At 42.0% G+C, this 19,991-nt stretch carries 20 protein-coding genes; 9 read left to right on the top strand and 11 right to left on the bottom strand.

The annotated features are described in order from the left end of the window. The first annotated feature begins 25 nt into the window (after positions 1-25). Positions 26-379: a 4Fe-4S dicluster domain-containing protein gene (locus ACNORC_RS12190; protein ID WP_418335924.1), complete on the top strand. Its 354-nt coding sequence runs from the start codon at positions 26-28 to the stop codon at positions 377-379. A gap of 70 nt (positions 380-449) precedes the next feature. Here ACNORC_RS12190 and ACNORC_RS12185 read toward each other — a convergent pair whose 3' ends face one another. Further along, positions 450-878, bottom strand: a complete 429-nt coding sequence (locus ACNORC_RS12185; RefSeq protein ID WP_418335923.1) for an FKBP-type peptidyl-prolyl cis-trans isomerase — start codon at positions 876-878, stop codon at positions 450-452. A gap of 313 nt (positions 879-1,191) precedes the next feature. On the opposite strand from ACNORC_RS12185, the gene ACNORC_RS12180 reads away from it, so the two are divergent. The 3 genes from ACNORC_RS12180 to ACNORC_RS12170 all read left to right on the top strand — a co-directional run bounded on the left by ACNORC_RS12180 (position 1,192) and on the right by ACNORC_RS12170 (position 3,119). Further along, positions 1,192-1,638, top strand: a complete 447-nt coding sequence (locus tag ACNORC_RS12180; protein WP_418335922.1) for a 3D domain-containing protein — start codon at positions 1,192-1,194, stop codon at positions 1,636-1,638. 15 nt (positions 1,639-1,653) lie between these two features. Beyond that, positions 1,654-2,418 carry a phosphatase PAP2 family protein gene (locus ACNORC_RS12175; protein WP_418335921.1) on the top strand — a complete coding sequence of 255 codons (765 nt, stop codon included), beginning with the start codon at positions 1,654-1,656 and terminating at the stop codon, positions 2,416-2,418. Between the two features lie 68 nt (positions 2,419-2,486). Then, the gene (locus ACNORC_RS12170) at positions 2,487-3,119 is read left to right on the top strand and encodes a CPBP family glutamic-type intramembrane protease (RefSeq protein WP_418335920.1); all 633 of its coding nucleotides are present in this window, start codon (positions 2,487-2,489) and stop codon (positions 3,117-3,119) included. A gap of 1 nt (position 3,120) precedes the next feature. On the opposite strand, the gene ACNORC_RS12165 is transcribed toward ACNORC_RS12170, so the two are convergent. Beyond that, positions 3,121-3,249 carry a hypothetical protein gene (locus ACNORC_RS12165; protein WP_418335919.1) on the bottom strand — a complete coding sequence of 43 codons (129 nt, stop codon included), beginning with the start codon at positions 3,247-3,249 and terminating at the stop codon, positions 3,121-3,123. A gap of 122 nt (positions 3,250-3,371) precedes the next feature. Here ACNORC_RS12165 and ACNORC_RS12160 point away from each other — a divergent pair, with 122 nt between their 5' ends. Then, positions 3,372-4,196: an SMP-30/gluconolactonase/LRE family protein gene (locus tag ACNORC_RS12160; RefSeq protein ID WP_418335918.1), complete on the top strand. Its 825-nt coding sequence runs from the start codon at positions 3,372-3,374 to the stop codon at positions 4,194-4,196. Here ACNORC_RS12160 and ACNORC_RS12155 read toward each other — a convergent pair. Then, the gene (locus ACNORC_RS12155) at positions 4,193-4,843 is read right to left on the bottom strand and encodes a hypothetical protein (RefSeq protein ID WP_418335917.1); all 651 of its coding nucleotides are present in this window, start codon (positions 4,841-4,843) and stop codon (positions 4,193-4,195) included. The genes ACNORC_RS12160 and ACNORC_RS12155 overlap by 4 nt on opposite strands. Positions 4,844-4,943: 100 nt before the next feature. Between ACNORC_RS12155 and ACNORC_RS12150 the strand changes: the two genes are divergently transcribed. Further along, a complete protein-coding gene (locus ACNORC_RS12150) occupies positions 4,944-6,281 on the top strand; it encodes an aspartate kinase (RefSeq protein ID WP_418335916.1) in 1,338 nt (445 codons plus the stop codon). A gap of 63 nt (positions 6,282-6,344) precedes the next feature. Here ACNORC_RS12150 and ACNORC_RS12145 read toward each other — a convergent pair whose 3' ends face one another. Then, entirely contained in the window at positions 6,345-7,580 is a 1,236-nt protein-coding gene (locus ACNORC_RS12145) for a glycosyltransferase (RefSeq protein WP_418335915.1), read from the bottom strand. Between the two features lie 85 nt (positions 7,581-7,665). Between ACNORC_RS12145 and ACNORC_RS12140 the strand changes: the two genes are divergently transcribed. After that, positions 7,666-8,169, top strand: a complete 504-nt coding sequence (locus ACNORC_RS12140; protein WP_418335914.1) for a GreA/GreB family elongation factor — start codon at positions 7,666-7,668, stop codon at positions 8,167-8,169. A gap of 7 nt (positions 8,170-8,176) precedes the next feature. Then, positions 8,177-10,099, top strand: coding sequence for an NADP-dependent phosphogluconate dehydrogenase (gene gnd / locus ACNORC_RS12135; RefSeq protein WP_418335913.1), 1,923 nt, complete (start codon positions 8,177-8,179; stop codon positions 10,097-10,099). 5 nt (positions 10,100-10,104) lie between these two features. Here the strand turns inward: gnd and ACNORC_RS12130 are convergent, their stop codons facing one another. The 7 genes from ACNORC_RS12130 to ACNORC_RS12100 all read right to left on the bottom strand — a co-directional run bounded on the left by ACNORC_RS12130 (position 10,105) and on the right by ACNORC_RS12100 (position 19,370). Continuing rightward, positions 10,105-12,684, bottom strand: a complete 2,580-nt coding sequence (locus tag ACNORC_RS12130) for a hypothetical protein (protein ID WP_418335912.1) — start codon at positions 12,682-12,684, stop codon at positions 10,105-10,107. 7 nt (positions 12,685-12,691) lie between these two features. Beyond that, positions 12,692-13,198 carry a DUF4402 domain-containing protein gene (locus ACNORC_RS12125; RefSeq protein WP_418335911.1) on the bottom strand — a complete coding sequence of 169 codons (507 nt, stop codon included), beginning with the start codon at positions 13,196-13,198 and terminating at the stop codon, positions 12,692-12,694. A gap of 8 nt (positions 13,199-13,206) precedes the next feature. Beyond that, positions 13,207-16,737: a PKD-like domain-containing protein gene (locus ACNORC_RS12120; protein WP_418335910.1), complete on the bottom strand. Its 3,531-nt coding sequence runs from the start codon at positions 16,735-16,737 to the stop codon at positions 13,207-13,209. Position 16,738: 1 nt separating this feature from the next. Continuing rightward, the gene (locus ACNORC_RS12115; RefSeq protein ID WP_418335909.1) at positions 16,739-17,560 is read right to left on the bottom strand and encodes a fimbrial biogenesis chaperone; all 822 of its coding nucleotides are present in this window, start codon (positions 17,558-17,560) and stop codon (positions 16,739-16,741) included. Positions 17,561-17,644: 84 nt separating this feature from the next. Beyond that, a complete protein-coding gene (locus ACNORC_RS12110) occupies positions 17,645-18,136 on the bottom strand; it encodes a DUF4402 domain-containing protein (RefSeq protein ID WP_418335908.1) in 492 nt (163 codons plus the stop codon). Positions 18,137-18,223: 87 nt separating this feature from the next. Further along, complete coding sequence (locus ACNORC_RS12105) at positions 18,224-18,718, bottom strand: DUF4402 domain-containing protein (protein WP_418335907.1); 495 nt, start codon at positions 18,716-18,718, stop codon at positions 18,224-18,226. Between the two features lie 160 nt (positions 18,719-18,878). Further along, positions 18,879-19,370 carry a DUF4402 domain-containing protein gene (locus ACNORC_RS12100; RefSeq protein WP_418335906.1) on the bottom strand — a complete coding sequence of 164 codons (492 nt, stop codon included), beginning with the start codon at positions 19,368-19,370 and terminating at the stop codon, positions 18,879-18,881. A 179-nt stretch (positions 19,371-19,549) separates the two neighbouring features. Between ACNORC_RS12100 and ACNORC_RS12095 the strand changes: the two genes are divergently transcribed. After that, positions 19,550-19,975, top strand: coding sequence for a DoxX family protein (locus ACNORC_RS12095; protein WP_418335905.1), 426 nt, complete (start codon positions 19,550-19,552; stop codon positions 19,973-19,975). Positions 19,976-19,991 lie beyond the last annotated feature (16 nt).

Below are 19,991 nucleotides of genomic sequence, written 5' to 3'. Positions count from 1 at the left end.
TGCAAATTTAGAACAAAAAAAAGCTATGGCAATTATTATAACTGACGAATGCATCAACTGTGGAGCCTGTGAACCGGAGTGTCCTAACACTGCCATTTACGAAGGGGCAGATGACTGGCGCTATGCTGACGGTACAGATCTAAATGGTGATGTGATCCTTCCCAATGGTAAAAAGGCCAACGCTTCAGAGGCACAGGAGCCTCTTAGCGACGAAATATATTATATAGTTCCAGACAAGTGTACGGAGTGTAAAGGATTCCATGACGAGCCTCAATGCGCGGCCGTTTGTCCTGTCGACTGTTGTGTGCCTGACCCTGCCAATGAGGAGACAGATGAGGAACTACTGGCAAAGCAGCGCTTTATGCACCAGGAAGACTAATTCGTTTATTTTAAAAATTAAAAAACCCTGCAGAATTTATGCAGGGTTTTTCTTTATATACCTTCAGGTATTATTTGATCTCAACCACTTCAAGGTCAAAAACAAGATCTTTTCCTGCCAATGGGTGATTCCCATCAACTACGATAGTTTCTTCTTTCACCTCTTTTACTACCAGGTTCATTTCTCTTCCGTCAGGACTTTTAGAAACAAGTCCCATTCCTACTTCAGGCTTGATCTCTTCGGGAAGCTGACTTTTTTCTACTTCCTGGATCAGTTCCTGTCTTGGCTCACCATAAGCTTCTTCAGCAGGGATCGTAATAGTTTTCTTTTCGTTTTCCTTCATATTCAGTAAACCTTTCTCAAAACCCGGGATCAATTGACCCTGACCCATGGTGAATTCGATCGGTTCCCTTTCAAGAGAACTGTCAAAGACCTGTCCGTCTGTCAATTTACCGGTGTAATGTACTTTTACTGTGTCATTTTCTTTAACCTGACTCATAATAACTTTGTTTATCAATTAAAATAGATTGCGTGAAATGGAAATAAAACAGAAAATAGAAAGGAAGGACCTTAACAGCGCTGAATAGAAATTCCGCATTTCGGTTGGCAAAGGTACACTTTTATTAAGGAAGGACAAAAGATCTGGGGTTTTGTATAAGAGTATCAAGCCAATAGCTTTTTTTTGCCACGGTTCTAAAATATTTGTTTAAAAAAACAGTTCTTTAGCACAATTTCCGGAAAGCCTTCTTAAAAGAGGGTTAAGACCGGGTAAAGCTGTGGTGAAAACATAAAATTTTAGTAAGTTGGTATTAATGATCTCTGAAAAGTTACTTTTAAAATTCATTCTGATCCCCCTGCTTTTCATGGGAGGAATGTGGAGTTGTAAAGACGCAGACCCTGAAGAAATTGACATTTCTGACTGGAATAGCATTACAGTTACAGCTTCAGCTTATAATTCCATCCTGACTCAGACAGAAGGAAATCCAAAAATAACGGCCTGGGGAGATACTTTAAAGCCGGGAATCCAGTCAATAGCAGTTTCCAGGGACCTTATCAAAAAAGGACTTACGTATCAGACTCCCGTTAAAATAGAAGGTTTTGAAGGGATCTTTATAGTCAATGACAAAATGCACCCCAGGTGGCGAAATAAAATTGACATCTACATGGGTGTTGATAAAGAAAAGGCTCTTAACTGGGGGCGAAGAAAAGTGCAGATCTTCTATCCGGCAGAGGAAGGAGCTGTAACAACTGAAAATTAACCAACTTTACCAGCTATGCGGAATGATATGAAAGATATGGTCAGGAAACTGATCGATTACATCAGAACTTTTCTCTCCGGAAAAAATCCCAATCTTCCTTATTATCTGCTAATATTCTTTGCTTTTATAGCTTTTATTTTTGGAGTAAACCTCTTTATTGAACTCACCGATGAACTCCCAGGAAGTGGACTAAAAGTCTATGATGATAAGATCACAGATTATATTATCTCTTTTCGCACGCCCGAACTCAATCACTTCTTCCAGTTTGTAACTGATCTTGGGGACGTTTATGCGTACATTGTAGTGACCACTATTGCCGTATTATTCTTCTTTTTCAAACTGAAGAACAAGAAGTTTATTTTTCAGCTGTTGGGAGTTTTACTGCTTTCAGCATTATCAAATATCGCACTAAAACAAGCAATTAACCGGGCACGGCCTACTATTGAACACATGGTAGTGGTAAAAACCCTGAGTTATCCCAGTGGACATTCCATGAGTGCCATGGCTTTCTACGGATTTTTGATCTACTTGCTATTCAGGATCAAAATGGCAAAATGGTTGCGATTCTTATTAGCTTTCATCTTTACTTTTCTGATCCTTTCAATAGGACTCAGTAGGATCTATCTGGGAGTACACTTCCCTTCAGACGTTGCCGGAGGATTTATAGCAGGACTTATCTGGGTTGCCTTTTGTATTGTACTGTTCAATATCATTGATCTATTAAGGGAAAGAAAAAGGGCCAGAACCGGAGAAGGTGAGGAGGAGAACCTGGAACCTTAAGGTTCCGGAAGTTTTATTCTTCTTGAACCAGCCAGATCAATAATATTTATCTTTCGTCACACGTCGCTATGAGCCTCAGAAATATTTATAATTCCAAACCTTACCTGGTGCTGGAATTTGTGATCTTTTATGTTTTTCTCCCCTTCATAACCAATAACTTTTTGAATGGGTGGTATAAGATCATTCCCCTCGTTTGCATAGCCATGTTCTTTTTCATCCTGCTCGTGATGGATAAAAGCTTTGATAAAAGAGTTTTTACCCGTTTCAGAAAGGCTTATGTAGGTAAGAGTATAGTTAGGATGCTCATAATAACTATTCTCCTTATCTGGTTTACCTGGTGGATCTATCCCGGCCTGTTCTTTAAGTACCCGGTAGAGAACTTCAATGGATATCTGCTAACCTTCTTTTTGTATCCCATAGCTTCCGTTTTTCCGCAGGAACTAATATACCGGGTATACTATTTCCACAGGTATGAAGCCCTTATTCCTGAAAAATACCTGCTAATGTTCAGTAACGCCCTGATTTTTGGGTTGACACACTTCATTTATGCGAACTGGGTAGCGCCAATAGCAACCTTTTTGGCAGGCTGGATCTTCATTTACAATTACTACCAGACAAAAAGTTTACTCAATGTAAGCCTGGAACATTACTTCTACGGATTGATCATGTTCACCATAGGTTTTGGTTACTTTTTCCAGTAGATCAAATTCCCACTTGGGAAAGCAACCACCAAAGAATAATAAATACGATCACTATCCCAAAACAGCCACAGCCGCCGCCAATCTTTTTGGCCCCGTAACCTGCCAGCAATGCTCTTACTAACTTTCTCATAGCTTTTGTTTTCTATTAAAAGTACCGGAAAAGCCCAATTTTTCCAGAAGCTTTGGCAAAATTTTAAAAGGTATTAAAGGCAAACACTAAAGGAAATTACTATTTTTAGGAAAACACTGATTATGAAGCGCATAACATTCCTTTTGATCTTCCTTTTGACCTTTACAGCCAATGCCCAGAAAAATACCGCTTTTCGACAGGTGGAGGGGTTTAGTCATCCCGAATCTGTGGTATTGGATCACCAGAAAGAGCTGCTATATGTTTCCAATATGGCCGATAAAGAAAAAGGGGATGGGTTCATTTCTAAAGTGAGTCCGGAGGGCGAAATTCTGAAGAAAAAGTGGATCACCGGACTTGATGATCCCAAGGGTTTACACGTGCATGGAGATACACTTTATGTGAGCGATGTTACAGTGCTCGTGATCATGGACAATAAAAAAGGTACTGTGATCAAAAAATTACCTGTACCCGGTGCGAATTCCCTGAATGACATTACTGCTGATGAAATGGGAAACCTTTATATTTCCGATCTCTCAGGTAATAAAATATTCAAGTATGACCGCTCCGGAAAGATCTCAGAATGGTCGAATGATCCGGCGCTAAAACAACCCAACGGATTATTAAAACTGAAGGATGGGATGCTTGTGGCTTCCTGGGGAAAAGACGAACCGGGGAAATTATTAAGAATAGATACCTCCGGAAAATGTTCTGAACTGACTCCCGGAATAGGAAATCTCGATGGGATCCAAAAAAGGCATTCCGAAAGCTTCTTATTTTCAGATTGGGCAACAGGGGATATTTACGAAGTAAACGCTGTGGGCAACCTTCAAAAGCTGATAAGTTCAGCAAAAAGTTCCGGGGATTTCCTCTTTTTAGAAGATACTGAAATGGTTATTCTCCCAATGAACTTCCAAAATTCTCTTTGGTGGTACTCTCTCGAAGATTAGCTTTTGCTCTTGATCTCATTCATCAACATAAAAGCCTGGTTCACATATTCCTGTTCCAGAAACAAGGTGAAATAGTTTGAGGTAGAGATCACTTCATAGACCGGAATTCCTTCGTAAGCCAGCAGCTTAAAAATGTAAAAATACAGCCCTACTGTTTTAGTGTTCTTTTCAGGAAGCGCAATAGTTATGGATGAGAGTTCATCTGAAATGCTAACCAGTTTCTCATCTGCAAAGATCTCCTTTATGGTGTCTTCGAGGCTGGTAGAGACCAAAAAGATACTTTCCTGGTAATTACTGGAATAATTCAAATACACTCCGGTCCGGTCTTTAACTGAATCCAATAATCTCGCTTTTTTGGCTACTGTATCCTTGGAGTTAAGATAGGTATATTCAGTAATTCCCGATCGCACAATAATATCTCCCAGATCCCGGAAATTCTTGCTGGTGAACTTGTTTCTCTTTGGGTGATACCTTCTAAGGGCCATAATAATGGAACCCTGCTTAACCGGTTTCCGCATTTCTTTTTCAACTTGAGGCTGAATATCGGCGGCAAGCGAACTGAAATTTATAATATTTCGGGCCAGTGCGTCGTCCAAAAAAGGTTGGTGGCGTAATATATCATGTACACAGGTACTTATCGTCTTCATTGTTAAATATTATACATTTTGTGCAAAGGTATGAAAAACAAGCGGTTTTTTTTCCCCCTTCAATCTCCATGAGTAATTATGCACTTTGGAAATGAAAAATATGAAAGTATTAAAATTCGGTGGTACTTCTGTAGGTTCTGCAGCAACCATACGCAATGTGCGCAAGATCATTACTTCCCAAAAAGGGAGAAAAATGGTAGTGGTTTCAGCAATGTCGGGCGTGACAAATCAATTAGTAGAACTTGTCGCCCAATTTAAACAAAATGAAACTTCAGCGGTTGCTGCCATTTTGGAGCAGATCAGGATGAAGCACCTCGGGTTGATAGAGGAGTTATTTGCAAATCCTGAGACTGCAAAAAGTACTGCAAATCTTTTTGAGATCCTTTTTGAGCAATTGGAAGAGGTCACAGCCCAGGACTTTGAAAGTTCTCTGGAGCCGGTAATTGTAACCTTTGGCGAGACATTTCTGAGCTTTATCTTTTCACAATACCTGGAGGCAGAAGGTGTTTCTAATACCTTGTTGGATGCTAAAGACTTCATGCATGTAGCGAATGTTGAGAATCCCGATGTGGAAGTAGTTTCTCAACTTCTTTCAGGCGTTTTAAGGAGAGAAGTAAGTTCAGAAGTATATGTTACACAAGGATTTGTACGTGTTGACCGTAATAAAAATATTAACACCCTGAACAGAGGTGGTAGTGACTACACAGCCACTATTATTGGTGCAGCATTAAAGGCTTCAGAAGTGCAGATCTGGACTGATATTGACGGGTTCCATAACAATGATCCGCGTTTTGTGGAGAATACAAAAGCGCTTTCTCACCTTACTTTTGAGGAAGCTGCGGAATTGGCTTACTTTGGAGCAAAGATCCTGCATCCGCAAACCGTTTCCCCGGTTAAAGAGAGAAATATTCCCATTTTCCTGAAGAATACCTTTACACCAGATGCCTCCGGAACCATGATCTCTTCGGAAGTACACGGAACAGGTTTAAAGGCCATTTCAGCAAAAGGCGATATCACAGCCATTAAGATCAAGTCCAACCGAATGCTCATGGCACACGGATTCTTGAAAAAGATCTTTGAAGTTTTTGATAAACATCAGACTGCGATCGACATGATCACGACTTCTGAGATCGCCATTTCCCTGACGATCGACAACACCACCAATCTGCACAAGATCCTGGATGACCTGGAGGAGTACGGAGAGATCACGGTTGATACCAATCACAGTATCATTTGTATTGTGGGAGAAGGATTGATCAATGACCAAAGTACGTTCAGGATCTTTGAAATCTTGAATGATATTCCGGTGCGTATGATCTCTTATGGCGGAAGTAATAACAACGTTTCCCTTCTGGTGGACACCCGAAATAAAGTACAGGCCCTGCAGGCGCTAAACGTAAAGCTTTTTAACCAGACACCAATGCTGGAACACAGTTAACTCTAACTGCGCAAGTTGTTAGTTTTATTTGTTTGGATCGAAACGCCCTTAATGGGCGTTTCCTCATTTTAGCCTGTTCTTGGCTTCGATGTATTTGGAGAGATACCGGGTGCTTCCAAGACTGTGATGCAGGAGCATAGCACCGGTGAAATTTGACAAACGATGAGATTCCCGGTTCTTTTGCAGTTCTAAAAGGCTGTTTCTGAACTGTTCCAAAAATGCCTTTTTTGGATACCTTATTTTTAGCAGTTCAAAGCCATTCTTTTGAGCAGTTTTCCAGACATCTATTTCAGAGTATAATTCCACAGCGGCATCAGCAAAGGCTTCCGGATCCTGTTCGATTTTTCCATTCCAGATACCATTATACTGCATTCCTTCAGCTCCCACGGGAGTAGTGACCGAGGGGGTTCCTGCCTGCATGGCATCAATAAATTTCCCTTTTTGACCGGCTCCAAACCTCAAAGGGGCCAGCAAAACTCTTGCATGCTTCAGCATTTCTATTGCTTCGGGAGCACGACCTTTTACAATAAAACCTTCTTTTTGATTATGAAGATTCTTCACTTTTTCAACGGAATAAGCTCCGTAAATATGAAGTTCTGCAGCAGGTAATTCTCGTTTGATCAGCGGCCAGATTTCCTGCTTCAGGTAAAGAACAGCATCCCAGTTGGGCTCGTGAAGAAAATTTCCAATACTCACGAAGTTCCTGCGTACGTCAAAATCGGGAAGATGTGTAATCTCCTCGGAAGACACTTCTTCTGGCAAAAAAGGTATATAGAACAATATTTCAGGGGGATGGCGGAATTCTTTTGTCAAAAGATCCATTTCAGCTTCCGAAATGATCAGTGACAGATCACAGCGGTAAATACTGGCAATCTCCCTTTTGGCTGTCTCAGATTGGAGCATTTCCATTGAAACAGAAACTCCCTGTTTGAATGCCTGCTGCCGGGCCTTCCGGAGAAAATGAAGATCTTCTGTATCCAGTATCCTTATTGCTTCCGGACAAACTTCTGCGACCCTCCAACCGAATTGTTCTTCCATCATGAACCGGTCGAAAAGCACGATGTTCGGCTGCAGTTCCTTCAGCAAAAGATCAAAACTGTTATTGTTAAGCTCAATGACTTCCGTAGAAATTCCCAGTTTCTCAAGATCTTCGGAATGTTCAGTCCTTGTGGCTGTGGTTCCAAAAATGACAGAATAACCCTCCTTTCTGAAAAATTCCAGAAGCTGCATCATACGTGCTCCCGCTGCCGAAGATTTTGGCTCCGGCCACACATAACCAATCACTAAAAGCTTGCTCATGCAGCAAAAATAACCGAATTAAAACGAAAGCGGTGGAATTTTTATTTCTGCCGCTATTTTTCGACCTTTAGAAAAAGACCTGACCATGAGCCGAGGATTCGTAAAAGAAGAAGACCAGGAGGAAGCTCCATTCATTCCGCCGAGAGCTGCATTGCCAGCCGGAGTGAACAATTATGTAACTCCCGTAGGCTTTCAGAAGTTGAAGCAAGAAAAAGAAGAGCTGGAAAAAGAATGGGCCGGCAGGGAAAAAAGCAGCGACAAAGACCGAAGAATAGCGCGCGCTGTGGTTGACGGAAAACTAAGCCTGCTCAACGAGCGTATAAATTCCGCCAGGATCCTTGACCCTTCAGAACAACCGCCGGGAGAAGTGCGGTTTGGAGCACATGTGAAGATACGGGACCAAAAAAGCAAAAAACTGCAGGAATTCCAGATCGTGGGCGTAGATGAAGCCAATATTAAGGATCAAAAAATAGCCTTTGTGGCCCCTATTGCGAAAGCTATTACCGGTAAAAAAGTTGGAGAGGTAGCCGAATTTAAATTGGGAGCAGAGATCCGCCACCTGGACATCTTGGAAATCTCCTATAAATAAAATCATTTTGAAGCAGGTATACATCGTAATGGGCGTATCGGGAGTAGGGAAGACCACGATCGGTAAACTGCTTGCCGAGCGGCTGCAGCTACCTTTTTACGATGCAGACGATTTTCATTCTGCGGATAATGTTTTTAAGATGCGGGAGGGTATTCCCCTTCGGGATGAGGAGAGGGAAGATTGGCTGGAATTGCTAGCTGAAAATATCCAAAAATGGCATAAAAAAGAGGGTGCTGTTTTAGCCTGTTCTGCACTAAAAGAGCAGTACCGGCAGCGATTGAGCAGCATTCCGGAGAAATACATCACCTGGATCTTTCTTCATTCCGGTTACGACGTGATCTACAAACGCATTGCCGACAGGAAAGGTCACTATTTTAAACCGGACCTGTTACAATCACAATATGACATCCTGGAAGAACCCGGAACAGCGGTACATGTTGATGTACAGGCTACAGAAGAGGAAATAATTGAAGAGATTATGGAGAAGGTCAGTTCACACAAGCACAATTCAGAAATCGGACTTATTGGTTTGGGGGTAATGGGTAAAAGCCTTGCTCTAAATTTCGCTTCCAAAGGAGTAGCGATCTCAGTGTTTAACCGACAGGTGGAAGGAGTGGAAGTGGATATTGCCAGGAATTTCGCACTTGAGCATAAGGAGATCTATGATTTCCCGTGGTTTGATGATCTTGAAGCTTTTGTAAGATCCCTGCATCGCCCTCGGAACCTTTTTCTGATGGTGAATGCCGGAAAAGCAGTAGACATGGTCATTGATAGTCTGCTACCGTTCCTGGAAGAAGGCGATCTGATCATTGACGGCGGTAATTCACATTATAAAGATACCGAACTCCGGGAAAAATATTTAGCGGAAAAAGGATTGCACTTCATGGGAGCAGGGATCTCAGGAGGAGAAGAGGGTGCTTTAAAAGGTCCGTCAATTATGCCCGGAGGCCCAGCCGAAGCCTATGAACGGGTAGGGGAGCTTCTTGAAAAGATCGCTGCAAAAGATAAGCAGGGAAAAGCCTGCTGTACCTATATTGGGCCGGGAGGAGCCGGGCATTTTGTAAAAATGCTCCACAACGGAATTGAATATGGGGAAATGCAGCTCATTGCGGAAACCTATCATTTTTTAAAATTTTCCAAAAACCTTCAGCCCAATGAGATCGCTTCTCTTTTTGAGGAATGGAATAAGGAGATGCAAAGTTTTCTGCTTGAAATATCTGTAGACATTCTACGGAAAAAGGAGGATGACGAGTTTTTGATCGATAAAGTTCTGGATGCTGCCAAGCAAAAGGGAACCGGAGGATGGTCCACAAATGCGGCCTTGGAGTTGGGAGTAGCTTTTGACACCATCACAGCCGCTGTAATGGCCAGAAACATTTCGGGTAAAAAAGAGGAAAGGGTAGAAGCTTCAGTGCTCTACGGAAAATTTGAAAAAAAAGGAGCTTCAGAAAAATTAGATCAGGACGGCCTTTTTAAAGCCTATCAGGCAGCCAGCATCATAAACCATGCGATCGGATTTGAGCTGCTCTCCGAAGCTTCTAAAACTTATGACTGGCAGCTAAATCTATCGGAAATTGCCCGTATCTGGACCAATGGCTGCATCATTCGCTCGGCGTTCATGGAACGACTGGCCGGTATTTTTAAGGAACATTCCGAAAATCTTTTAATGAATGAGGAGATAAGCAGAGAACTAAAGGAAAACAGGAAGCATCTGGTAAATGTTGTTTCTTCCGCCTTGCAATCCAATTGTTCCATGCCGGTAATGTCGGCAGCTGCAAACTACTTTTTGAGTTTTGTATCTGCACAATCTTCAGCAAATATGATCCAGGCGCAACGGGATTCATTTGGCGCCCATACCTACGAGCGCACGGATAAACCAAGAGGGGAGTATTTTCACTCTCACTGGAGTTCTGAAGATGAGACTATCTAAAAAAGCTATTTTTGGTCCTCTTTCAGGATGAACTCAAGAGTATCAACAATATCACCGTACTGATCAACTTTGATCTCAAAAGAAATTTCAGAAGGAGCGGAAGTATAGTCGAGATTTGTTAATTGTTCCCGATCTATACGAGCGGTATAGGAACCGGGTTTGAGTCCGAGGAATGTGAAATAACCGTCCGATTCACTTAGAATACGGGCAGCTCGTTGCCCATTTGAATCGAAAATATTGATGATAATTCGGCCCTGTCCCTGGAGCGCTTCATTCTTTTCAAGATAAACCATCCCGCCAACTTCTCCCAGAACTTCCACGGGTACATAAATGTCCTGGAATTTATTCGGAACCGTTTCAACCATGATCTTCGGATTACTGATCTTCCAGGCGATGTTATCGAGACTCACCGGATCAACCTCTAAAATGAGATCAATGTATGGTTGTAATTCGGTAATGCGAAGGATCGTGCGGTCCTCATTATAGCTGACTTTCCCCATCCTGGTCTTAAGTTCGAGTCCTTCCACACCGGGTTCCATTGGATCTTTTTTGCCATTTGCATTATAATCCAGAAAAGGAATAAGATTGAGAGCTGCTTTTGACATGGCTGTACGGTCACTGGCCAAAACATAACCCGTGTTATCGTCCAGCATTAAACTTCCACGGGCAGATTGTACAAGAGAAGTATTCTGATTTCCGAAGCGGGAAGTAAAAGAGGTTTGAGCAAAATTCAGGTTGTACCGGAATCCAATTTCGAAGATATGGGCCTTCCGAAGAAAATTGTGTTCATAGGCCAGGTTAAGAAAACCGCGATCCAGCACCGGCCGTTCCAGTTCAGCAATTATATTGTTGAATCGAGAATTACTGAAATCGTACTGCAGCTGTGGTGAAAAAAGTAATTTATAGGGCAGGCGATAGGTTTGAGAAAGAGAACTATAGATGGTCGGATCCTTCAAACGGTCGTTGTAGATCCCATACGTGGTAAGGTTCGTACTTACTCCCAATACAGCTCCGGACAGCAGCAACTGTGCGGTAGTGAATTCGGTAGCAGGCATGATGATCTGGTTCAAACTGAAGCGGGTATACAGCGAAAAGTTTTTGGTGCGAATGGGAGAGGAAAGACTGATCTTTCGCTCCTCCAGATAGTTGTAATTTATAGACGTCTGATCTTTATCGTAGTTCACGTAATTCAATTCCACCTGCAGATTTTTCGGCGTACGGTAATTCAAAATGGCTTCTCCTTTCACGCCGTACATGTATTCTCCGCTAAAAAGTAGATTTGAAGCAACCCGAACCGATGTATTTACAAATGGCATAACTTCTTCAGATTCCAGGCCAGAAAGATACTCGGCTCCAGCACCAACAGTGATGGCATTGCTGATCCCATAATTTACATTGGCCCTGGAAAATCTGTCGAGATCGTCATTTTCAACTATCCCCGCACTAATGGTATACTCCAGCTCATTCTTCGGAACGAAATTGTACGGAATATTGATCATTCGCTCCTCAACCCGTTCTTCTCCGTAGGGACCATAGAATTTGAGTCTCACACCGGTGTTTCCGTACATAAGAGGCACGTCAAAGGAATAAAATCCAGAAGCATCTGCTTCTGTAAAGTCGACCAGCACGTTATTAACATAAAGCTCGACTGTCCACCGGGGATCTGTATAGTCCGTCATCACATAGGTCCCAAAAGAACGCCTGTTCTGAAAAGGACTGTTACTTATCTGCACTCCCGAGACCGGTGCAAAAAGGGAGGATGTCGCACCGCTGAAGATCCTTCCGGCAGTAATTTGTTTTAAGAAGCGGCTGTCATTATTGATATAACGCCACTGGTAGAACTGGTTTCTGGATTCGAAAGGAACCCTGGAAGAATAATTCAGAATCAAATTTGTCTCCCCTCCCAGGAACATAGTTCCCAGTCCTAAGGTAAACCGATTGTCATTTTGAAGTTGCGAATTTTGAGTAGTAATGACTCCCCAGTCCAGGCTACCGGCTTCAAAAAAGTAAAATTCCCGGGAGATCGTGGTATCAGGTTGAACTATTCCTCTCACCTGATTCATATTTTCCCGCAGCTTTTTTAAACGCATCTCTTTAATTACGGGTAACTCTTTATCTGTAACCAGCTTTACGGAAAGGCTTCGGAAAGAAAACTGTGTGTCCAACCCAAAAGCTTTTCCGAAGAGATCAGAACGCAGGTACAACGCCTCGGGAGTTTGAATGTAATCTGAATTATTTATCGAAAAACTCTCATTTTTGAAGCTGATCCTGTTCGCCTGAAGGTCTATTTGATAAGTGGAGTCCGGATGGATGATGAATCCCTCCAGTCCGGAACCTGTCCTCGTATTCTTGATTTTTAACCGGTTAAAAAGTGTCTCAACAGGAATAAAGGCATCTTCTCCTTTGATGGCAATTGGTATTTCCATCATTCCCAGATCAGGAATAGTCATTTCCACATTCAGTTCATCATATTCAGGAAGATCATCTTGCGCTATCACGACGAAACAGGAAAAGAATAATAGAAATGCAGGAAGAAAATGGGTTTTTAAATACCGATCCAGGATGCGCAAAAGAGAATTCTCCATTAATCTTCTATTGATGGATAAAGGTTAATGTGAAGTTTCCGTTGTACTGTCCGGGAAGGTTATTGGTATTGGCCGGGATAGTGAGCGTTCCTCCCACATAAACCGAATTCACGTTAGGCGGGGTAGCGGTACTGATAAACAACTGGCCCGTACTAAAACTATTAATATCCAAATAGATCACTCCTCCGTTTGACCCTGTAAGCGGAATATTAGTAGGTGCACTGATCTGTATTATAGTTCCCGGATTCGCGGTAACATCAAAAAGCGCTGCAGAAGGGCTTGCTCCCATATTTAACTCAAAAACATCACCGGTAGAGGTCCTGGTACTGTTATAATCTACACTCACTGTGCCACCCGTAACTCCAACCGTAAAGGATCCAAAATTGAGGTTTTGAGAGGTATTTACTTCCACTGTTATAGGAATAGGTGGTTTCTCCTGGGCAATAGCTGTTTGAACCAACATAAAAAGCAGGAAAGCGATCAAAAACGAAGGAAATCGGAAATTTGGTTTCATCTTTTCTGCTACTTTTTAATTATTACTTTTTTGGTATACCGTCTGCCGGAAATATCCAGGATCACGAAATACATACCTTCACTTCCGGTATTATCAAACCTGATCTCTTCGTAACCGGAACCTGTTTTGCTTTCCAAAATTTGTCCTGAAATATTCGCTTTTTGGATATGTGCCAGTTGCCCTTTTTCAAGGAAAAGTTGCACCCCAATTCCTGAAGCATCTATCTTTACTCTAAAAGGTTCATCAAAAACAATCGCTGGATCCGCTACAGTTTGTGAGGAGATCATTAGCTGGAAACGTTGATTGTGAATACCTTTTTCAATAGTAAAAGAATAGACAGGATCTTTAGAGAGATCAAGGCTTTTCTTCTTTTGAAGATCTATCAAATAATAGTGCATTTCCCTTGCAAGATCCGGAAGGTTAGCCATTTTAAAATACATTCGGCCAGCTCTTTCGGCTTGTACTCCAAGCGGGATCTTTACAACTGTTTCTGTCTCCAGGGAAAGGGCATTAATAGAAAGCTCTTTATTGTCCTTACTAATACTGTAAATGCTTGGAACGGCATTATCAGTATTCATCATTTTATGTGCATCCAGTTTGGTTTCGAATTCCGGTTTGGCAAAAGCCGGAAAATAGATCACCAGCGCATCCTCCCGGGCTTCACCATCAAAACCGCCGTAGAGGCGTAGCAGTTTCTGTTCTTTTGATCTGTTACTGCTCTTAAGAAAAGCCTGTGTAGCGTCAAGAGACCTTACAGCATTGGTCATTCCTAAAGTTCCCGAAGTATATCCATCACTCACTTTTACAAAGAAGCCCTGCATGGACGGAATAATGCTTGTAGCCTTGCCATCACTGCTTGAAATTCCGTTCACAAAAGATGTATAAATGCCGGTGTATTGTTCACTTCCTGCCGTAAAAAAATAAATTGCGTCGTCAATATTTTGCTTGGTCCAGCCTGCGGAATTCCAGTCGATAGGAGAAGGGTAGGGGTTTCCAACCAGGTTAAATCCTTTTGTATAGAACCCGTTATGGTTCTCGAGAAGAAGACTTACGTCCCCATTATTGACAGTGCCGGATAATTCCACTGTTTTTGCTGCGGAAGAATTTCCGAAGTTAAAAGCATAGCCTTTCCCCACTTCCAGAGGGGCAGCCGAAGAAGTGTAGACTTCCCAGCCTGTCGCATCATTTCCCTGGGAATCTTCCCTGTTCTCATTATATTTAAATACCTGCGGAAAAGCTGCGGAAAGATCAACATAGGAAGAAAAATCTCCCACCACAGAATTTGAGAAAGGAGAGCTGAAATATTTATATCCAAAGGCAGGATCCAGAAAACGCTGCATCTTTAAAGTGCCTGTGATCTGCCCCTTGCCGCTGCCATCGATCAAAGCAGTTCCTGAAGCATCTGAAATTAGGGTTACAAGATCGCCGGTCGAAAAGATTCCGGAAGCAACTTTTAAAATACCTGTGATTTCAAGCTCTGCCTGATTATTTACTCCAGCGGAATTATTTACCTGTAAATTCTTTATCCTGTTATTTTCAAAAGCTCCGGATGGAATATTTTGTACACTGCTTCCTGTAAAAGAAAGACTTCCGTTTTCGGCATTAATGAGACCGGCAGCAATAAGATCACCACTGATCTGCAGATCCTGGAGAACAGTAAGTATAACTCCACTTTCTATTTGAAGGTCATTTGACAAAGCATTTGTGCCGGTATAGATCACAGGATTATTCGGGGTTCCGGCAGGTATAAGAACATTGGTAGTATTATCAGGAATGAGATTGCAACTCCAATTGCTGGCGATATTCCAATCAGAATCCAGTAAACCGGTCCATACTCCGGGAATCTCCACATTTATATCAAGACTAACTATGTTACTGACTCCACAGAGGTTGGTTGCGGTAACTGATATACTTTTATCTCCGGAAGCGGCATCAGGAATTACCGTAATGATATTAGAATTTGATCCGGAAGATATTGTCCAACCTGTAGGTATTGTCCATTGGTACGTGTCCACATCAGTTACTTCAGGAATACTATAGGTATAAGGAGTGCCTTCTGAATAACAAATTGAAGGTTCCCCGTCAATAGGTTCAATGGTAAAGTCAGGAATCATCACTTTTACACCCAGGCTGGCAGTATTGCTGACTCCACAGAGATTTGTTGCTGTAACGGATAAACTTTTATCTCCGGAAGCGGCATCAGGAATTACCGTAATAGTATTAGAATTTGACCCGGAAGATATTGTCCAACCCGTAGGTATAGTCCATTGGTACGTATCCACATCAGTTACTTCAGGAATACTATAGGTATAAGTAGTGCCTTCTGAATAACAAATAGAAGTTTCCCCGGTAATGGGACCTGTTATGAAGTCATTAATATAGACGTCAAGACTTGCTATTTTGCTTTCACCACAAAGAGGAGTGGCAGTAACTTCTATAGTCTTTACCCCGGGAGTGGAATCTGGAGCCAGGGTTATGGTACTTGTACCGGCTCCAGAGGTGATTGTCCAGCCTGCAGGAATGTTCCAACTGTAACTTTTAATTCCTGGAACTTCCGGAATACTATAGGTGTACTCTGATCCTGAAGTATAACATATAGAATTGTCTCCAGTAATAGCCCCCATTTTAAAATCATTGGGATATACTGTAAGTGTAGCCGCATTGGAGACACCTACTTTACAGTTGATAGAAGTATCTGTAGAACGCAAGACTACTCTGTACTTCCTTCCAGAGAAAGCCGTCGTGACCGAACTTAGAGTAAGGGTATTAGAATCTGCACCGGGAATAGTGGACCATGAAGCGTCCACATTTTTTCCTTGCCATTCATAACTTACGTTTGCAATGGGATCAATAGTCCATGTAACATTTGAAGCTTCACAGGCATTGACATCTTCAAGTTTTGTAATACTAAAACAGGTGATCAACTCCTGAAGTTCCGGAGGAATGGTTTCCTGGTTATTCAGGTAATCTTCTTCAGTACCATAATCACAGGGTTCACCGGTTGTAGTAGTTGTACCATCATAGCTCCCTCCACAAGTTTGTAATTCGGTCCAGTTTGGGTCAACCTCCCCAAAAATGTAAATATTCCCATTGTCTACGGAAAGATCTCCCTGGTTACTGGCTCCATCTTTTGTAAAGTTTCCGTGAATTATAAGGTAACTTGAAACAGAGATGTCTATTTTGTTAGAGGCATTGAAATTTCCGTAAACTACCACAACAGCTGAAGAGAACATGGAAAACTCGGGAGAATTATTAGCCATGGTAACATTTCCGTTAATGATCAGATTTCCATAAACCTGTAGCTTTCCCTTTGAACCAACGTGGAGATTATTTACTTCTACTGTCTCCCCATTGGGCACAATAATAGTATGGTCCACTTCCACGTCATCCACTACTGTAGGTGCCGTATCCCAAACGGCATCGTACCAGTTTCCAGCTGCATTCGTGGAACGCACGGTCTGGGCAGTGGCACCACTGATACCAGCAAGCAGGAATAAGGTAGTTGAAAAAAGGAGGAATATGGAAAGCTTTTTTTGCATACTATTCCCTCAGCAGGTTTTTTTCGGCAATAGCTAAAACTTCCCCTTTGTCAGATGTGTAGGTCACCCTCAACTTTCCTCCTGAAAGATCAACCTCTTCAGGAAAACTTAGTCCAAAAGAGAAGTTCCTTTTAGAGTTCGGGGTATACACTGATATACCTTTTACAAGACCCACTTCTATTTCCTTTCCTTCCGGAGAAATATATTCTGCTTTAAGATCTCCATAGACTGACATATTTCCACTGCGATTGATGGCCAATGAAAGTATGGGTTGTGAACCCGATGAATCAAGCTGTATATCTGTTAGCTCTATTTTTGTTGTAGATTTTCCATGCCTGATAATAACAGGGATACTTATTCCAAAAACAGTTTTAATATTAATAGAAATTCCTTCGCTATCCGCTTCTTCCTCTGTTCCTAAAGCAGTTTGTTCTTCGACTGCTCTGAAATACATATGAGAACGATATTCGCCATCTTCCAGGTTTCCGGTACGGGTAAGTTGCACCCTTATCACCTGGGCTTCATTTGGGGCAAGCGTCACCCTTCTGGGAAAATACCGCAAAAAATCAGTAGCAAAACGCTGCCCTTCTTGTGGATCTCTGATTTCTTTAAAACTGCCATCTTCGGTCATTTCATAATTAACAAAGGAGATAGCATACACGGCCGTATCCCTACCTGTATTCGCCAGATTTATTTCCTGGGAACGTTGTGAGCCGTCAAACACCAGTCGTTTCGGCATGATCATCAGATCACCTTGCGCAAATGAGAAACTTGAAAATAAGATAAATAGGAAAAAGGGGAGGGAAAGTAATTTTTTGGTCATTTCCTGGGGGCTGATTTTGGTGATTTCTTAACTGATTTCAAATTTACTAAATAAGGATCAGTATGTTAAAGAAATATTAAATTTTTAATTATAGGAAACCGTCACATTAAATCCCGATGAATTGGTATAATAACCCGATAGCTGATTCGCATGAAGATTTAAAGTAGCTCCAATCCTTAGAACGTCCTGAAGTTCTCCTTTTAGAGGATCAACTTGAAAATCATCTATGATCAATACCTGATTTGGATCGCTCTCATTGTATAAAACAAAACTTTCCGGAAGAGTGATAGAATAATTATTGTTCCCATGGGTCACTACTGCTTCAGCCGGATTAACAGTACCGGGAAGAGAATTGGAAAGTTGAACTCCGTAAGCCACTCTGGACCCATCAGGGGAGAGGACAACCTGTCCTGCGTTGTATGCGCTTATCACGTTTCCAAAATCCAGATCCACGGTCTTCTCGATCTCAATTGGATCAACTACGGTAGCGCGGGTATTCACCACTGCCGTTGCAGAAGCCTGCCCAAAGATCTGGGAGGATAAGAACAGAAGCAATATTAAAATCAGTTTATCCATGGCTGGAACAGTAAGTTAATGGAAACGGGCGAAACTAAAAAACGCCGCCACAGCGGGCGGCGTTTTAGACATATCATCAAAGATATTTTATTCGTAATCAACTGAAACTGTAAACTGACCTCTGTAAGTTCCGGTAGCTTGACTACTACCAACATTTAAAGTTGCACCAACATTAACAGTTTGAACAGCACCTGTACCTTTAGGAGTCCCACCTGCATCATGCTTGAAAGTATCAACTGTCATTGTTTCATTATTGTCAGAAACATTTGTAAGAGTTACCGCCGCCGTAGGCAAAGTAATTGTATACGCATAGTCCTTTGCAGCAGTGACTGAAAAACTAGCAGCTGTAGGAGAAGTCGTTCCAATCTGTGAAAGAGATGAAGTTCCTACCGAATTATCTGTGGCAACCACAACAGTACCAGCAGTATTATTCGCCACTTTACCAAATGTTAGGTCCACTTCCTTATTAATACTTATTGGGCTCACAATATCAGCTGTAGCATTAGCAATTGCAGAATCAGATTCCTGTGCAAAAGCGGTTCCTGCGACAAGAGCAAAAAGTATAAATGTAATTTTTTTCATGGTTTGGGGGTTAGGGATTTTATTATTCAGGTGCGAATATGCACATAGAAGAAGTTTCCCACAAAAATAATCGACAATCGCTCTATTTACTCGATAAACGACACAAGGGTTCATAAAAAATTCTTAAAAGGGATAGAAATTTCAGGCAAAAACCTGAATCTCAGTTGTAGTTGACGGTGACCGCCATGGGGGCCTGACTAGTGTAATTCCCAGGAAGCTGCCTTCCTTTGACCTCCAAAGTAGCACCCACTTTTACTTGTGCTACTCCACCCGGGAGAAATCCTTTTTCCTGAAGATTGGAGGTGAAATTCTTCAGGATCAATTGATCGCTTCCGTTGCTCAAAATAAAGTCCTGTTCCGGTAAACTGATACTAAAGGAAAATCCCTGCTGTCCCGTAACTTCAAAGGCTGCCGCTGAAACTTCACCTCCTGCAGCCAGATGAACGTCTCCTGTTGTGAAGCGTTGATCTTCCGGAGAAAGAATTACCGACCCCCCGGAGCCGGCCTCGAGATGAGCAAAACTCATATTGGAAGTGGTAGAGATCCCGATGGGTTCAATAATGGTTGCCGAAGCCGTAAAAGTTGCTGTAGCCTGAGATCTGGCCACTAAACAACCAAAGAATAAAAAAAGAAGTAGAATAATGTTTTTCATCTGGCTCGTAACTAAAGTTGAAGATAAAAAAATTCTTCAATTCATCGATAAAGTACTATAAAAATCGATGAAATACACATTGCTCCCTTCGAAAACGTTGTAGTTTAAGGAGGTTACCAATCACAGTAAACCGAATTTGGTAAGAATTTATATGTATATTTAATTACAAAATTTCAATTATGAACAAAAATTACGCTACCAACTTCGAACTCCGCAACATTGATGCAGCTCTTTTAGTGCTCCGGTTAGGTGTAGGGATGCTGATGCTTACCCACGGATTTCCCAAACTGATCAAACTCTTCGGTGACGAACCCATCCAATTCGCTGATCCTTTCGGCTTTGGGCCTGCCCTTACGCTAACCTTGGCTGTTCTTGCTGAATTCATTTGCTCCATCCTGGTAATGCTCGGCCTCGGTACCCGGTTAGCTGTACTGCCTCTTATGGCTACCATGGCAACAGCATTTTTTTTGATCCATGCTGCCGACAGTTTCAATGCCAAGGAATTACCGGCTATCTACTTTCTTATTTACCTGGTCATTTTAATAACCGGTGCCGGAAAATATGCGCTGGATTTTTACTGGTTGAAAAGAAAGAAAAATGCATAAAAAAAGGCTACCTCAC

This window comes from Salinimicrobium soli, from assembly GCF_048323655.1.
In the GTDB taxonomy this organism is placed as follows: domain Bacteria; phylum Bacteroidota; class Bacteroidia; order Flavobacteriales; family Flavobacteriaceae; genus Salinimicrobium; species Salinimicrobium soli.
Note: the sequence above shows the minus strand (reverse complement) of the source record. Positions and strands in the feature narration are given on the sequence as shown.

What these genes read in the sequence shown, in the direction of transcription:
- ACNORC_RS12190 (WP_418335924.1), top strand. Translation starts at nt 26, where the DNA reads ATGGCAATTATTATAACTGACGAATGCATCAACTGTGGAGCCTGTGAA.
- ACNORC_RS12185 (WP_418335923.1), bottom strand. Translation starts at nt 878, where the DNA reads ATGAGTCAGGTTAAAGAAAATGACACAGTAAAAGTACATTACACCGGT.
- ACNORC_RS12180 (WP_418335922.1), top strand. Translation starts at nt 1,192, where the DNA reads ATGATCTCTGAAAAGTTACTTTTAAAATTCATTCTGATCCCCCTGCTT.
- ACNORC_RS12175 (WP_418335921.1), top strand. Translation starts at nt 1,654, where the DNA reads ATGCGGAATGATATGAAAGATATGGTCAGGAAACTGATCGATTACATC.
- ACNORC_RS12170 (WP_418335920.1), top strand. Translation starts at nt 2,487, where the DNA reads ATGAGCCTCAGAAATATTTATAATTCCAAACCTTACCTGGTGCTGGAA.
- ACNORC_RS12165 (WP_418335919.1), bottom strand. Translation starts at nt 3,249, where the DNA reads ATGAGAAAGTTAGTAAGAGCATTGCTGGCAGGTTACGGGGCCAAAAAG.
- ACNORC_RS12160 (WP_418335918.1), top strand. Translation starts at nt 3,372, where the DNA reads ATGAAGCGCATAACATTCCTTTTGATCTTCCTTTTGACCTTTACAGCC.
- ACNORC_RS12155 (WP_418335917.1), bottom strand. Translation starts at nt 4,843, where the DNA reads ATGAAGACGATAAGTACCTGTGTACATGATATATTACGCCACCAACCT.
- ACNORC_RS12150 (WP_418335916.1), top strand. Translation starts at nt 4,944, where the DNA reads ATGAAAGTATTAAAATTCGGTGGTACTTCTGTAGGTTCTGCAGCAACC.
- ACNORC_RS12145 (WP_418335915.1), bottom strand. Translation starts at nt 7,580, where the DNA reads ATGAGCAAGCTTTTAGTGATTGGTTATGTGTGGCCGGAGCCAAAATCT.
- ACNORC_RS12140 (WP_418335914.1), top strand. Translation starts at nt 7,666, where the DNA reads ATGAGCCGAGGATTCGTAAAAGAAGAAGACCAGGAGGAAGCTCCATTC.
- ACNORC_RS12130 (WP_418335912.1), bottom strand. Translation starts at nt 12,684, where the DNA reads ATGGAGAATTCTCTTTTGCGCATCCTGGATCGGTATTTAAAAACCCAT.
- ACNORC_RS12125 (WP_418335911.1), bottom strand. Translation starts at nt 13,198, where the DNA reads ATGAAACCAAATTTCCGATTTCCTTCGTTTTTGATCGCTTTCCTGCTT.
- ACNORC_RS12120 (WP_418335910.1), bottom strand. Translation starts at nt 16,737, where the DNA reads ATGCAAAAAAAGCTTTCCATATTCCTCCTTTTTTCAACTACCTTATTC.
- ACNORC_RS12115 (WP_418335909.1), bottom strand. Translation starts at nt 17,560, where the DNA reads ATGACCAAAAAATTACTTTCCCTCCCCTTTTTCCTATTTATCTTATTT.
- ACNORC_RS12110 (WP_418335908.1), bottom strand. Translation starts at nt 18,136, where the DNA reads ATGGATAAACTGATTTTAATATTGCTTCTGTTCTTATCCTCCCAGATC.
- ACNORC_RS12105 (WP_418335907.1), bottom strand. Translation starts at nt 18,718, where the DNA reads ATGAAAAAAATTACATTTATACTTTTTGCTCTTGTCGCAGGAACCGCT.
- ACNORC_RS12100 (WP_418335906.1), bottom strand. Translation starts at nt 19,370, where the DNA reads ATGAAAAACATTATTCTACTTCTTTTTTTATTCTTTGGTTGTTTAGTG.
- ACNORC_RS12095 (WP_418335905.1), top strand. Translation starts at nt 19,550, where the DNA reads ATGAACAAAAATTACGCTACCAACTTCGAACTCCGCAACATTGATGCA.